The organism is Paenibacillus sp. FSL H7-0714, from assembly GCF_038003765.1.
In the GTDB taxonomy this organism is placed as follows: domain Bacteria; phylum Bacillota; class Bacilli; order Paenibacillales; family Paenibacillaceae; genus Paenibacillus_AQ.
In genome coordinates, this window is sequence record NZ_JBBOPT010000001.1 from 4467605 (window position 1) to 4483313 (window position 15709).

A 15709-nucleotide genomic window follows, 5' to 3' on the forward strand; every position below is an offset into this window, starting at 1 on the left:
CTCTTCGCTTAGCGCTCTACAGTTTCCATAAGAAACGCTTCGATAATGTCGCCCTCTTGGACGTCATTATAGCGTTCCAAAGTTATGCCGCATTCATAACCTTGCGCCACTTCTTTGGCATCATCTTTAAAGCGTTTCAAGGTATCAACTTTACCTGTAAATACAACGATTCCGCTACGGATCAAGCGCATTTCAGCATTACGGGTAATTTTACCATCAATTACCATACAACCTGCAATGGTACCCACTTTACTGATTTTGAAGACGCTACGTACTTCAGCGTGACCGATAACGTTCTCTTTATAGATAGGATCAAGCATACCCTTCATTGCACTTTCGATTTCCTCGATTACATTGTAGATGATGTTATGGAGACGAACATCTACTTTTTCTTGTTCAGCAGCTGCCTTGGTCTGAGCGTCCGGACGAACGTTAAAGCCAATAACAATAGCATTAGATGCTGCTGCAAGTGTAATATCGGATTCCGTAATGGCACCAGCACCGCTGTGAATGATCTTCACGCGGACGCCTTCCACTTCGATCTTAGCCAGGGAACCTTTAAGTGCCTCGACTGAACCTTGTACGTCAGCTTTAATGATAACGTTAAGGTCTTTGATCTCGCCGTCTTTAATGTGCTGGAACAAATCATCCAATGTTACACGGGTGTTCGTATTCAGCTCAGATTGACGTTGGGATGTGGAACGTCTATCAGCAATCGCACGGGCTTTACGCTCGTCTTCGAAAGCCATAAACGGATCGCCAGCTTGTGGTACCTCAGTCAAACCAGTAATTTCTACTGGAGTGGAAGGTCCAGCTTCCTTGATCTTACGTCCTTTATCATTAACCATCGCACGTACACGTCCGAAGCAGTTACCTGCTACGAAAGCATCGCCGACTTTCAATGTACCATTCTGTACCAGAACACGTGCAACTGGTCCACGATTCTTATCAAGCTCAGCTTCTATAACCGTACCGCGTGCCCGTTTGTCAGGGTTCGCTTTGTACTCATTTACTTCAGCAACGAGCAGAATCATTTCCAGCAGTTCTTCCAAGTTAATACGTTGTTTTGCAGAAAGGTTAACGAAGATGGTATCTCCGCCCCACTCTTCAGGAACGAGTTCATAGCTTGTAAGCTCTTGCTTCACTTTGTCAGGATCTGCACCCGGCTTGTCGATTTTATTAACAGCGACAATAATCGGAAGTCCAGCAGCCTTAGCGTGTGCAATAGCTTCAACGGTCTGAGGCATAACACCGTCATCAGCAGCAACTACGATAATAGTCATATCTGTTACCTGTGCACCACGAGCACGCATAGCAGTAAATGCTTCGTGACCAGGTGTATCTAGGAACGTGATTTTCTTCTGGTTGATTTCAACTTGATAAGCACCGATATGCTGTGTGATTCCGCCTGCTTCGCCTAGAGATACACTCGTCGAACGAATGGCATCCAGCAAAGTAGTTTTACCGTGGTCAACGTGACCCATGATCGTAACTACTGGAGGACGTGACTGAAGTTCTTCTTCAGCATCATTCTCTTCCACAGTTTCAAAGCTATCCTCATCAACAGGAATCTTCACTTCTACTTCTACGCCGAATTCAGCAGCGAGTAGCAGGATGGTGTCGATATCCAGCTCTTGGTTGATGGTTGCCATAACACCCATAGAGATCAGCTTCTTAATTACTTCAGAAGCGTCTTTGTGAAGCAATTTTGCTGTTTCACCAACAGTCATGCTACCACGAACGATAATCTTCTTAGGTGTGTTATCGATCTTCTCACGGTGAACCATTGGCTGATTCTTGCCGCGGCCATTCTTACCACCACGACCGCGGTAGTTACCGCCTTTGCCATCATCAAACCGTCTATTGTTCGTATTTGGTCTACCACCAGTTGTGTTCTTCTTAGGACCTCTGTCGTCACCGCGTGTGAAGCCACCGCCAGTGCCAGATTGACCTTGTGGGCGGCTGTCAGTGCGAGGTGCACTGCTTTGTCCTTGCGGACGACTGCCAGTATTGCTTCCTTGTGGACGGCTACCACCGGTATTACTACCTTGCGGACGGCTGCCACCAGTGCTGCTACCTTGCGGACGGCTACCACCGGTACTGCTACCTTGTGGACGGCTGCCAGTATTACTTCCTTGCGGACGGCTGCCACCAGTGTTGCTACCTTGTGGACGATTGCCGCCTGTGCTACTTCCTTGCGGACGGCTTCCGCTAGTACTGTTAGTACGTGGAGCTCCGCTTTGTTGCGGACGTGCATTCTGCGTTGAACCTGTTGTTGTTCTGCGGGAATCTTGTCCGCTTTGGGGCCTTGGGGACGTCGTCGATTGGTTGTTGTTTTGGTTACTGTTCATACCTACCTGCTTTTCCTGTTGATTTTTGTTGGCATTCTGAGCACTTTGGGGTTCGGCAGTTACCGCACCGGTTGTCACCGGACGGCTGCTAGAGCTGGTATCCCGTTTGGCTGCAGCGTTCGACTTGATATCCTTGAAGAATTGCTCTACTTTGTTCACGGAACCGTTCTCCATGACACTCATATGATTATTCACAGGGACATTCAAACGCTTCAGAATTGTAATAATTTCTTTACTGCTCATGTTTAGTGACTTGGCGTATTCGTACACGCGCAATTTATCTTTGTTCTCTTCTTTAGTCAATAAATCCACCTCCGACAGTATCTCCGAGTTGCTTGGAGATCATTTCCGCGAATCCTTTATCCGTAATGGCCAGTACTACACGCTGGTCTTTACCAATACTTGCACCGAGGCTGTCTCGGTGAAATGCGATTACTAGTGGAATATCGTAGGTTCCGCATTTATCACGGAACTTTTTTTGGGTATTATCTGAAGCGTCACCTGCCAGAACGACCAGCTTCGCCTCTGAAGACCGTACAGCTTTGAGTACAGCCTCATCGCCGGTGACTATCTTGCCTGCTCTCATGGCAAGCCCTAAATAAGAAAGCGCCTTACTCATTATCCTCACTATCCTTTGCTGCTAGAAACTGCTCTTCCACGGAAGTAAACTCCCGGGCAAGCTGGTCATAGATTTCAGGACTCACTTGACATTTCAAAGCGCGGTCAAGTGCTTTATTCTTCTGTGCCAGCTTAAAGCATTCAAGCTTGCCGCATATGTAAGCACCACGGCCTGACTTCTTACCTGTCAGATCAATCAGTACTTCGCCCTCGGGCGTTCTAACCACTCGAATCAGCTCTTTTTTCGGCATCATCTCCTGGGTAGCAACGCATTTGCGCAGCGGCACCTTTCTTTGTTTCATACATACGCCTCCCGTCAAGCAGGTTAATTAATCAATGGAGACGGAATCCTGATGCATTTCATCAATAGAAGTTCTCGGTCTACCGTATTCCTGCTCCGCTTGACTTTCACTCTTGATATCAATTTTCCAGCCGGTAAGCTTAGCGGCAAGACGTGCATTTTGCCCTTTAATACCGATAGCCAGTGATAATTGATAATCAGGAACGATCACCCGTGCCATTTTCTCTGCTTCAAAGACTTGAACTTCAAGCACCTTAGAAGGGCTGAGTGCATTAGCGACATACTCCTGCACCAGATCAGAGTAACGGACGATATCGATCTTCTCGCCACGAAGCTCAGTAACGATGGTTTGAACGCGTGTTCCTCTTGGGCCTACGCAAGAACCAACTGGATCCACTTCCGGATTGCGGGAATACACAGCAATCTTCGAACGGAAGCCAGCTTCACGAGCTACGGAACGAATTTCAACTACACCATCAAAAATTTCCGGAACTTCTAGTTCGAACAGACGCTTCAGCAATCCGGGATGACTGCGGGACAGCATAATTTGCGGTCCTTTAGTGGTGTTCTCAACTTTAGTGATATAAGCCTTGATACGCTCGCTTTGTTTAAACTTCTCACCTGGCATCAATTCACTAAGCGGCAAGACCGCTTCGATTTTACCAAGATCAATGTAAATGTTCCGCATATCTTGGCGTTGTACAAGTCCTGTTACAATATCATCTTCTTTGTCAATAAAGGCATTATAGATGAGTCCACGCTCTGCTTCGCGAATCCGTTGTGTTACAACCTGCTTTGCAGTCTGTGCAGCAATACGCCCGAAATCACGTGGTGTTACTTCAAGCTCAGCAATGTCTTCAAGCTGGAAATGCGGGTTAATTTCTCTGGCTGCCGGCAATGAGATTTCAGTCCTTGTATCCAGGACCTCTTCAACAATTAGCTTGCGGGCAAACACTTTAATGACACCTGTGTTGCGGTTCATGTCAACACGCACGTTCTGTGCTGCATTGAAATTACGTTTATAACTAGAGATCAGCGCCGCTTCGATCGCTTCGAACAGCACATCTTTACTGATGCCTCTCTCCCTTTCCAGCTCATTCATTGCTTCAATAAACTCCATACTCATGAATTTCCGGCCCCCCTTTCAAGACGTTAAAAAATAATGGCCAATCTCGCGCTTGCGACTTTGGCATACGGTACTACATGTTCTTTTTTGCCCGCGGAGATGAGCAGTTCCTCGTTCTCGAACGAGAGCAAACGACCTTCAAATTCTTTGAGTCCTTGAATCGGCTCATAAACAGTCACATACACGTCCTTACCTACCGCTTTAGCTACATCCGCAGCTTTTTTGAGAGGACGCTCTGCTCCCGGTGAGGAAACCTCAAGGAAATATGCCTCAGGGATAGGATCATTCTCATCCAACTGCTGACTGAAATATTCGCTAATGCTTCCGCAGTCATCAATATCAATGCCGCCTTCTTTATCTACGAATATACGCAGAAACCAATTGGAGCCTTCCTTCACGTATTCAACGTCCACCAGTTCGAAACCATTGTCGTCGAGATAGGGCCCGAGCATCTGCTCTACCGTTTGTTTAATTTTAGATTTGGGTGTGCTCAAAAGAAAATTACCTCCACGAACTTGTCTTTTGCTATATACCAAAGATAAAGAGTGGGTTTCCCCACTCTTTACACAACGGACTTATCTCATTATTACCAAAGAAATTATACCATAGTGAGTCTGGACTGACAAGTGCTAGCCCTTGACTCCCCCTTTGGAGCTCTCTTTTCTAGAAATACAAGAAAGTATAAGTTTCACGTCATCCTATACGTTTTGTATTTTTCGCAGAAACCGGTACCGTCCCTAAAAGGACGGCAAAGCCGGTTCTGCTTACCATGAAATAAGTGTTGTTAAAGCCTTTAAAATAGGGAAAGTTGATTGCTCTCCGGTAGGCCGCGGAAGCAGCCCATATTGGTTAGCAGCTCAATAACTGTCTTACTCGCCTTGGATTTTTGCTGGAAATCCTCAATAGAAAGGAACTCCCCGGCATCTTTCGCAGCGGCAATGTTGATAGCAGCATTCTCACCAATTCCCGCTAATGCGGAAAACGGAGGAATCAAACTCTTGTCATCAACAATAAACTTATTCGCTTCCGAACGGTAAAGATCAATGTTTTTGAATGTAAACCCACGTGCCGTCATCTCCAAAGCCATCTCAAGGACAGGCAACATAGCCTTTTCCTTAGGCAAAGCTTGAAATCCTTTTTGCTCAATTTCTACGATCTGACGGTTGATCGCTTCATATCCCTTACAGCACAGTTCAATATCAAAATCTGCTGCACGTACAGAGAAATAAGTCGCATAATATTCAATAGGATGATACAGCTTGAAGTAGGCGGTACGTACTGCAGAAATTACGTATGCAGCAGCATGCGCCTTCGGGAACATGTATTGAATCTTCAGACAAGAATCAATATACCATTGTGGAACCTTGCACTTTTTCATTTCCTCGATCCATTCGTCAGATAAACCTTTACCTTTACGAACACTCTCGGTAATTTTAAAGGCCAAGCTCGCATCCATTCCCGCTTTATAAATTAAGAAGAGCATGATGTCATCCCGACAACCGATAACGGTCTTAATGTTACAAGTGTTATTCTTTATAAGCTCTTGCGCGTTACCAAGCCAAACTCCAGTACCATGAGACAAACCTGATATTTGCAGTAAGTCAGCAAAGCTGGATGGTTTCGACTCAATAAGCATTTGACGTACGAACTTAGTACCCATTTCGGGCACACCATAGGTTGCAACCGGTGATCTGATTTCGTCAGGTCTCACTCCAAGTGCATCTGTAGAGTTAAACATGCTCATTACTTTCGGATCATTCATCGGGATAGAAGTTGGATCAACACCTGTCAAATCCTGCAGCATCCGCATCATCGTCGGATCATCATGACCCAGAATATCAAGCTTCAGCAGATTCGCGTCAAAAGCGTGATAATCAAAGTGTGTGGTCTTCCATTCGGCATTGACATCATCCGCCGGGAATTGTACTGGCGTAATATCTTCTACCTCCATATAGTCTGGAACAACGACTATACCACCCGGATGCTGTCCCGTACTACGTTTAACGCCTGTACAGCCGGCCGCCAGACGGCCAACTTCAGCTCCACGCCAACGTTTCTGGTGAAGTTCTTCGTATTTTTTTGCAAATCCGAAGGCTGTCTTCTCGGCTACGGTACCAATCGTTCCGGCACGGAATACATTTTTCTCACCAAACATTTCTTTGGTAAAGTTATGTGCATTCGGCTGATATTCCCCTGAGAAGTTCAAGTCGATATCGGGAACTTTATCCCCTTTAAATCCAAGGAAGGTCTCGAACGGAATATCCTGGCCTTCACCTTTGAGCTTCTGACCGCAATCCGGGCAAACTTTATCTGGTAAATCGAATCCGCTCCGCACACTACCGTCCAGGAACCATTCACTATGGCGACACTCAGGGTTTAGGCAAATATAATGCGCAGGCAAAGGATTAACTTCTGAAATTCCAAGAAATGTAGCTACTACAGAAGAGCCTACAGATCCCCGCGAGCCTACGAGATATCCATCTCGATTTGATTTTTTAACGAGACGTTCAGAAATCAAATAGTTGGCAGAGAACCCGAATTTAATAATCGGTGCAAGCTCTTTCTCCAAACGGGCAATAACTACTTCAGGTAGTTCTTCGCCATAAATGGATTTGGCAGTGTTATAACAGGTCTCGCGAATTTCTTCGTCCGCCCCTTCAAGAATTGGTGTAAATAGCTTGTCTGGAAATAGCTCCAGTTCTTCAAAACGTTCTGCCAGCTCAACTGTATTCGTAACCACGACTTCCATCGCTTTTTCAGCACCGAGAAATTCGAATTCAGACAGCATTTCATCCGTTGTGCGGAAGTGTGCATCCGGTTTGCGTTGGTCTTTAAGCGGACTAAAGCCTGTGATCCCATTAATGGTAATATCACGATACAGCTTGTCCCGGGGTTCAAGATAATGCACATTCCCCGTTGCGATAACAGGTTTATTCAACTGTTCCCCTATTTCGCAAACCTTGCGGACTACATCGCGAAGCTCATCAGGGCCTGCTACAAAACCCTTGTCCACCAAGTGCATGTACATGGTCAATGGCTGAATCTCCAGCACATCATAAAAATGAGCAACCTCCATGGCTTCCTCAGTCGTTTTGTTGAGTACTGCTTCAAAAAACTCTCCACGTTCACAACCGGAAATTACGAGCAGTCCATCTCTATGCTCTTCCAGCTTGGATTTCGGAATACATGGTACACGTTTGAAATATTCCGTATGTGACATGGAAATGAGCTTATAGAGATTTTTTTTGCCTACTTGATTAAGTGCATAAATATTACAGTGGAACGGTCTTGTGTTCGAAAGATCATTACCCACATAATCGTTTAGTCGATCAAGGCGGGTCATGCCCTTCATCTTTTCAGCATCTGCGAGCAATCCTGTTAATATACCGCCGAGCGCTATGGTATCATCAATCGCACGGTGATGGCTTTCCAGAAGAACTTTATATTTATCGGCTAATGTGTTCAGCCTGTGATTCTTCATGCTTGGATATAGTAATCGAGCGAGCTCAAGCGTATCAAGAGATGGATTCGGAAGCACAGGTTCACCTATTTTACGTAACGAGGCCTGAATAAAACCCATATCAAATCTGGCGTTATGAGCAACAAGGATACTATCACCCACAAATTCAACAAACTTACGCAGCACTGGTTCAAGATCAGGAGCATCCTTAACCATTTCATCCGTAATATTGGTCAATTGCTGAATATGATAAGGGATCTTCTCATGCGGATTAACAAAAGTAGAATAACGGTCTACTTCTTTGCCTTCGCACATTTTAATGGCCGCCAGCTCCGTAATATTATTGCGGGTAATCGATAACCCCGTGGTCTCTATATCAAACACTACATAGGTAGCTGTCTTCAAGTCCAAAGGCTGAGCATTCTCGACAATATTCACAGAGTCATTCACAACATTGGCTTCCACGCCATAAATCATTTTTATCTTATGCTTATGAGCTGCATGGTTCGCATCAGGAAAAGCCTGAACTCCTCCATGATCAGAAATAGCAATCGCAGGATGCCCCCACTGGGCAGCTGTTTTGACATAGGTAGTGATCGGAGTGACCGCATCCATCGTACTCATCGTAGTGTGAAGGTGGAATTCCACCCGTTTCTTAGGAGCCGTATCTTTACGCGCAGGCGGTGCCTTAACTTCCGTTAAATCCGAAGGGATCATCACTAGCTCAGGAATCTGCATAAAACGGTCATATTCAACTTTTCCGCGTGCTCTTACCCATTTACCGTTTGCTAGCTGACTCATAACCTTCAGATCATCTTTAGTCTTCGCGAACATCTTCATTTGTAGAGAATCCGTGAAATCGGTCAAACTGAAGGTGAACAAAGTACTGCCATTGCGAAGTTCCTTACGATCCAGACCAAAAATGGTACCCTGAATTGTAATTTTCTTCTCTTCATCTTGAATTTCAAGAATCGGCACGGCCTGTTCCTTAATTTCATACCCCACTTGAAGCTTAATTACTTCATTAGGATCGCTATCATCAGCAGGAGCTTCTGTTTCTACAGCAGTCATCATCTGCTCAACGATCTCGCGTTGTTCTTGCTGAAGCTTTTGCTGAAATTCTTCGTATGCTTCAACATTATTATTTTCGTTCTCTGCCATTAGCACTTTAACTTTTAAGGAGAGACCGAAATACTTATCATAAAATTTAATAATTGCCCCATCGATGCCTTTTTTACGAGCCAGCTCCATAGAAGTGGAGTCACTCATCGTCAGCATTAAAGTGTCATCTTTAAGCTCTTGGGTAGAACGTGTCAGCCAGCCATTAACCGAAGGGATCTCGCGAGTCACCCACTCCAGAAACAATCCCCAATATTCTTGGACTAGCTCTGCTCTACTAACTTTTTGATCATATACGAATAAAAAGCTTACTTTGGCTATATGCTGTAGCTTCTCGCGCATTCTGAGGCAAAATGTCCGGTATACCTGCGCTGGAACCAGACTTTCTTTCGCAATCACAATTTGCCAGTCTCGGTTACCACGGCTGATCTCTACACGCTCTATATATCCATCTAAAAAGTAGGGATCCATAATTGCAGGTGGAATTTCACCTTGCTTCATCAAGAGCTCGAATCTTTTTCTTCTCTCCTGGTTTTGTTCCATGCTTTCCTCCCACCTTTGATAACTCCGTAAAACACAATCAATGATATTCAGTGAAAGTACAATATGATAAGAAGAAACGACGTTGTCGTCTTTTAAAGACGATAACTGTTTCTCGTAAAAATATAAGGATAAAGTATAGTGTGAAACTTATACTTTCTTATATTTCAAGCATAAACGCCTTCGGCGTCCTTATGAGGACGGTAAGTGTTTATGCGAGAAATAAAAGGATAATTTATTACGTAAGCCTATAAATTCTTATATTTTAAAAAGCTTCTGGATTCAAAAAGCATTGGGTTTTTTCGGCCCGCTGACTCCTCTCTCCAGAAGCTAGATTAAAATACTACAAGACTGTTGATCGGTACCAAAAGATTAATATGCCTTTGCAAAAACCACAGTATGCTCAGCTGGTTTACCACAGCAAATGCAGACTTGTTTCTTCTCCGCCGGATCGAAAGGAATGTTACGGCTACCCGCACCTGTCTCTTCCTTAACTTTGGACTCGCATTCTTCGGAACCACACCAGCCAGCTAGTGCAAAGCCGCGTTTTTCTTCCATTGAAGCTTTCATTTCTTCCAAGGAATCTACAGAATAGAAATGGTCCTCACGGAATTTCAGGGCACGTTCGAACATTTCATTATGAACCTGCTCGAGCATTGCTTGTACCTCTTCAACAAGGTTCTCCTGCTGAATTATCTTCTTCTCACCTGTGACACGGGATACGATAACGCAAACGCCATTCTCCATATCGCGTGGTCCAAGCTCCAAGCGCACAGGTATACCGCGCATTTCATATTCATTGAACTTCCAACCTGGCGTTACATCCGAACGATCATCCACACGTACACGAACACCTGCGTTCTTCAGCTCCTTGAACAGCTCGTCTGTCCGTCCAATCACGGCTTCACGAGTTTTAGGAGGTCCGATCGGAATCATAATCACTTGAGTTGGCGCTACCTTAGGTGGCAGAACAAGACCACGGTCATCGCCATGCACCATAATCAGCGAACCAATCAAGCGTGTAGTGGATCCCCATGAGGTCGTATGCACATATTCTAAATTATTGTCGCGGCTCAAATACTGGATCTCAAATGCTGTTGCAAACTTGGTACCCAAGTAATGTGAGGTAGCAGCCTGAACAGCACGTCCATCTTTCATCATCGCTTCAATAGAATACGTATCTACTGCACCAGCAAAACGCTCGGAAGGTGTCTTTTGTCCAGTGATCACCGGAATGGCAAGGAATGTCTCGGCAAAATCACGGTAGTTATCCAGCATCTTCATGGTTTCTTCACGAGCTTCGGCTTCATTCTCATGCGCAGTATGCCCTTCTTGCCAAAGAAACTCAGTAGTTCGGATAAATGGTAAAGTACGCTTCTCCCAACGAACCACGTTCGCCCATTGATTGATAAGTACAGGAAGGTCACGATAGGACTGAATCCATTTGGAATACATGTGCCCGAACATGGTCTCAGAAGTAGGACGGACAGCCAGACGTTCTTCAAGCACGTCTCCACCAGCCTCAGTTACCCATGGCAGTTCGGGATTAAAGCCTTCAATATGATCCTTTTCCTTTTGAAAGAAACTCTCTGGAATGAACACTGGAAAATAAGCATTACGATGCCCAGTTTCCTTGAGGCGACGGTTCATTTCCTCCTGAATATGCTCCCATATTTCATAGCCCTCTGGCTTAAATACGATACAGCCACGAACAGGAGAGTAGTCCATCAAGTCTCCTTTTTTTATAACATCAATATACCAGCGTGAGAAATCCTCGCTTTGCGGCGTGATTTCCGTAACGAATTGCTTATCTTTTGCCATGTAATGGAATGCCTCCCGAAGAAAATTAGCCGCTGATCAAACGTAAAATATCATTATACGTAACAGCAATCATTAATAAAAATAACAGTGCAAATCCGACAAAGTGAACCATACCTTCACGACTCGGATCTACAGGTTTACCGCGTAATGCCTCCACACCTAGGAACGCCAGACGGCTTCCATCGAGTGCTGGAATCGGTAATAGGTTGAAAATCCCCAGATACAAGCTTAGGATAGCAGCCCAATAGGTAAGATACTGAATGCCTTGTTGGGCAATTTGACCGGTTACTTCAAAGGTACGAACCGGACCTCCAATATCATCCATATTGAATTTATTGATCAATTGTTTAAAGCCCAGAAAGATAGCTTCCGTCGTATCGACCATAGCTTTACCTGAACCTGTCAACGTCTCTCCAACTCCTGCTTTGCGGGTAGGAAGCTCAGGTGTAATCCCGATTTTACCGCCTTCTTGTCCCTCCATGCTACGAGGAACGAGAGTCACATTAAGTGTCTCATCACCACGTTGCAGCATCCATTTCATTTCTTTCCCTTTGGACTCCGAGGTTAAGTCAATCATTTTTTGGTAATCGGCACCAATCTTCTCACCGTTGATGGAGACAATAATGTCACCCTTCTGCAATCCCGCCTCTTGTGCAGGCATTCCTTCAGAGACATCACCGATCTTAACATAAGTAGGATTCTCCACCGGAATTCCAACCATTTGCAAGTGGATGGCAAACAGAACAAAGGCTAACAGGAAGTTCATCACAGGACCCGCAACAATAGCCAATGCACGCTGACCCACGGTTTTACTACCGAATTGGCGATCTTTAGGCGCAATTTGAGTCTGTTGCGTTCCTTTAATCATCATCGCTTGAGGATGAACGTCATAAGTAGTAACTTCGCCATCCACATCCAAGCGGATTTGCAGATCATTTTCAAGATCAGTATGCAAAGCCTCACCACGGATTACATTTTTACGTGTATCCAGTGCGTCCAGATAAATATTTTTCACTTTGTTATCCTGACCGAGTTTTACTGCAATGGTCTGTCCTGAGCCAATTTCAATAATTTCTGGATCTTCACCAGCCATCCGAGCATAACCGCCAAAAGGCAGTAAACGCAAAGTGAACTGTGTCTCATTCCGTTTATAAGAAAACAGTTTCGGACCGAAACCGATAGCAAATTCCCTCACGAGAATACCGGCGCGTTTGGCAAAATAATAGTGACCCCATTCATGTACAGTCACCAGGACAAAAAACATGAGCACCGTTAATAAAACGACTTGAACCATTTCCAAACGTATCATCCCCCTTTAGGTGTAAGACCGAAGTATGTCCTCTTAATTTATCATTATTCTCCGATCAGGCACAAGAGAATCAACTGTCCCAACCTATTTTTAGGGCAAAGTAAGTATTTCCAGTCAAGCAATAACGCCATCGGCGTCCCTTAAGGAGACGGTACGCGTTTACGCGAGAAATATAAGGATAATGTATAAAGTGAAACTTATACTTTCTTATATTTTTAAAAAGAGATCTTTCTACCTTCTACAGCGTTGCTGCCAGCTCACGAACACGCTTATCACAGGATTCAATTTGTTCCAAATTCGGATTGTCCTCGTTAATATGACGATGCAGCACTTCCCCGATGATCTCCTCAATGCGCAGGAATGGGATCTCATGACTCAAGAAACGAGCAACAGCAATTTCATTCGCAGCATTAAAAGCAGTAGTAGCTGTCCCTCCAGCTTTTCCACAATCCATGGCTAGCTTAAGCGCAGGGAATCGTTCATAGTCCATTTCTCGGAAAGTCAAACGTCCAACTTCAGCTAACGACAAACGCTGTGCCGGCGATTCCCAGCGTTCGGGATACGTGAGCGCATATTGAATCGGGACACGCATATCGGGATTACCAAGCTGAGCAATAATACTGCTATCGCGGAACTCCACATATGAGTGAATGATACTCTCTGGATGCAAAAGTACATTTACTTGTTCATAAGGTAGACCAAATAACCAATGCGCTTCAATCACCTCAAGCCCTTTATTCACCATTGTAGCAGAATCAATCGTGATTTTCGCGCCCATGCTCCAATTCGGATGACGAAGTGCATCTTCTACTGTTACATTCTTGAGTTGATCACGAGTGAAATCCCGGAAGGATCCACCAGAAGCCGTTAAAGTGATGCAAGCAATATCCGCGAGATTCTCACCATTTAAGCACTGAAAAATAGCAGAATGCTCGCTATCAATAGGTAACAACTTAACACCCTTACGATTAGCTAGATCAGTGACGAGGTGTCCTGCCGTTACCAAAGTCTCTTTATTAGCTAGTCCAATATGTTTGCCTGCTTCGATCGCAGCTAACGTGGATTGGAGACCTACACTACCCATAACAGCCGTTACGACCATTTCGGCATCTCCACCAGCTGCCACCTCAACAAGACCTTCATTCCCGCTGTATAGCTGTATGCCAGAAGGCAGACTGGATCTAATCTCATCTGCCAACTCCTTTGTTGCAACAGAAACACGACGAGGATTAAACCGACGAACTTGTTCCAGCAATAACGCTGTATTCGTTCCAGCTGCCAAGCCATCTACTTGAAAAGAGTCTGGGTGCATAGCGATGACATCTAGAGTCTGAGTGCCGATCGAACCTGTGGAACCAAGAACACTTATTTTTTTCATAGTTATACCCTCTCCTTCCGTTAATAGTAAGGCATGAGCGTTAGGATATGTACGAATGGAAATACGATAATCCAGCTGTCACATCGATCAAGAATACCACCGTGACCTGGCAGAAGTGTGCCTGAATCTTTGATACCATACGCACGTTTATAGGCAGATTGCACAAGATCACCAAGCTGACCCAAGACCGCACAAGAAAGCCCTATAAGTAGCGCTCGTCCTATCGCTAGATGTTCAGGAGCAAATATTGCAAACACGATCGCGATTAGCATCGAGATCAGTACCCCACCTACTGCACCTTCCACCGTTTTGTTGGGACTGATGGCTGGCCAAAGTTTGTTCTTCCCCATGCTTCTTCCAACAAAGTAAGCCCCGGCATCACTACCCCAAATGCAGAAAAGGAGTAAAAAAGTCCAGAACAAACCATGTCCGTCATCCGATGCACGAGCCATGGCCATATAAGAAAAACCCATTCCAATGTATACTATACCAGTAAACAGCAAGGCTGTTACTCGAATATCTAATTTATTTTTAGTAAAAACTGTAACTAAAAGGAACAACAGCAGCAGAATCCAAATTCCTTGTTCCCACGATAAGGGTGCAGAGATCCCAAGCAAATTCCAAGGGATCATAAAACTTAGAATGGCTGCATAACCAAGAACGGTAGAACCGGAAAGCGCAGGTATCCCTATCATTTTCACAAATTCATAAAACCCGATAAAAGCCATGGCAGTAAGTAACAACTGGTATGGCCAGTTTCCCAACACGCATAAGCCTAAAAATAGTGCTCCGGCAACAATTCCGGTAATCAATCGCTGCTTCAAAGGTTTCCATCTCCTATCAAGCTACTTCAGTCCACCATAACGGCGTGTACGGCGTTGATATTCAGCAACTGCCTGATGCAAATGCTCCTTATCAAATTCAGGCCAATACACATCAGTAAACCACAGCTCACTATAAGCAAGCTGCCATAGCATGAAATTGCTAAGTCGCATTTCTCCGCTTGTACGTATAAGCAAATCCGGATCTGGTAACCCACCAGATAACATTCGGCTATCGATTAGATCAGTCGTAATATCTTCCGGTGACAAAGCCCCTGATTGGATGTCCTTACCAATGCTGCGCATGCAGTCCTCAATTTCTTTACGTCCCCCATAATTAAGAGCAAAATTCAATATAAGTCCAGTATTGCCCTGTGTTCGGGAAACCGCTTCTTCCATAGCCTTGCGTGTATATGAAGGTAGTGCATCAGTATCCCCCATCATACGTACTTGGACATTCTTCTCAATCAGTTCATCAAGCTCAATGGCTAGAAACTCCACTGGCAAGCGCATCAGATAATCGACTTCTTCCTTTGGTCGTTTCCAATTTTCTGTCGAGAACGCATACATCGTCAAAAACTCAACACCCAGTTCGTCTGCAGCGATTGTAGCACGTTTAACAGCCTTCATGCCATTCTGATGACCCACAACGCGCGGCAACCCGCGACGCTTAGCCCAACGCCCATTGCCGTCCATAATAACAGCCACGTGCCGGGGAATGTTATCCGGTGAAATCTCGACTGGCTGTTGCCTGTCTTTACGGCTCAGCCACGCTTGAACCCGTTTGATCATTTCCGTTTCCTCCAAGCTCTTATCAGAAAGAGACAAACCCCACCATTAACGGAGGGGCCTTAAGTCTCTAGAA

General features: G+C 45.0%; 10 protein-coding genes and 1 pseudogene. All 11 read right to left on the reverse strand.

Annotation, left to right across the window (positions count from 1 at the left end; translation table 11 throughout):
- Window positions 1–8: 8 nt before the first annotated feature.
- Window positions 9–2654: a translation initiation factor IF-2 gene (infB, locus tag NST34_RS19910; RefSeq protein WP_042189415.1), complete on the reverse strand. Its 2646-nt coding sequence runs from the start codon at window positions 2652–2654 to the stop codon at window positions 9–11.
- Window positions 2649–2970, reverse strand: a pseudogene (locus NST34_RS19915) (YlxQ family RNA-binding protein); the annotation flags it as partial. The gene infB and the pseudogene NST34_RS19915, both read right to left, overlap by 6 nt.
- A complete protein-coding gene (rnpM, locus tag NST34_RS19920; RefSeq protein ID WP_042189416.1) occupies window positions 2963–3271 on the reverse strand; it encodes an RNase P modulator RnpM in 309 nt (102 codons plus the stop codon). The pseudogene NST34_RS19915 and the gene rnpM, both read right to left, overlap by 8 nt.
- Before the next feature lie 27 nt (window positions 3272–3298).
- On the reverse strand, window positions 3299–4396 hold the full coding sequence (nusA, locus tag NST34_RS19925) for a transcription termination factor NusA (RefSeq protein WP_042189417.1): 1098 nt from the start codon (window positions 4394–4396) through the stop codon (window positions 3299–3301).
- A 26-nt stretch (window positions 4397–4422) separates the two neighbouring features.
- Window positions 4423–4890, reverse strand: coding sequence for a ribosome maturation factor RimP (gene rimP, locus NST34_RS19930; protein ID WP_042128863.1), 468 nt, complete (start codon window positions 4888–4890; stop codon window positions 4423–4425).
- 299 nt (window positions 4891–5189) lie between these two features.
- A complete protein-coding gene (locus tag NST34_RS19935) occupies window positions 5190–9518 on the reverse strand; it encodes a PolC-type DNA polymerase III (RefSeq protein WP_339242107.1) in 4329 nt (1442 codons plus the stop codon).
- 369 nt (window positions 9519–9887) lie between these two features.
- On the reverse strand, window positions 9888–11336 hold the full coding sequence (gene proS, locus NST34_RS19940) for a proline--tRNA ligase (protein ID WP_341128634.1): 1449 nt from the start codon (window positions 11334–11336) through the stop codon (window positions 9888–9890).
- A gap of 25 nt (window positions 11337–11361) precedes the next feature.
- On the reverse strand, window positions 11362–12636 hold the full coding sequence (gene rseP, locus NST34_RS19945; protein ID WP_341128635.1) for an RIP metalloprotease RseP: 1275 nt from the start codon (window positions 12634–12636) through the stop codon (window positions 11362–11364).
- 247 nt (window positions 12637–12883) lie between these two features.
- The gene (locus NST34_RS19950; RefSeq protein WP_042189421.1) at window positions 12884–14023 is read right to left on the reverse strand and encodes a 1-deoxy-D-xylulose-5-phosphate reductoisomerase; all 1140 of its coding nucleotides are present in this window, start codon (window positions 14021–14023) and stop codon (window positions 12884–12886) included.
- 20 nt (window positions 14024–14043) lie between these two features.
- Window positions 14044–14847: a phosphatidate cytidylyltransferase gene (locus tag NST34_RS19955; RefSeq protein ID WP_042189422.1), complete on the reverse strand. Its 804-nt coding sequence runs from the start codon at window positions 14845–14847 to the stop codon at window positions 14044–14046.
- A 21-nt stretch (window positions 14848–14868) separates the two neighbouring features.
- The gene (locus NST34_RS19960; RefSeq protein ID WP_042189423.1) at window positions 14869–15636 is read right to left on the reverse strand and encodes an isoprenyl transferase; all 768 of its coding nucleotides are present in this window, start codon (window positions 15634–15636) and stop codon (window positions 14869–14871) included.
- Window positions 15637–15709 lie beyond the last annotated feature (73 nt).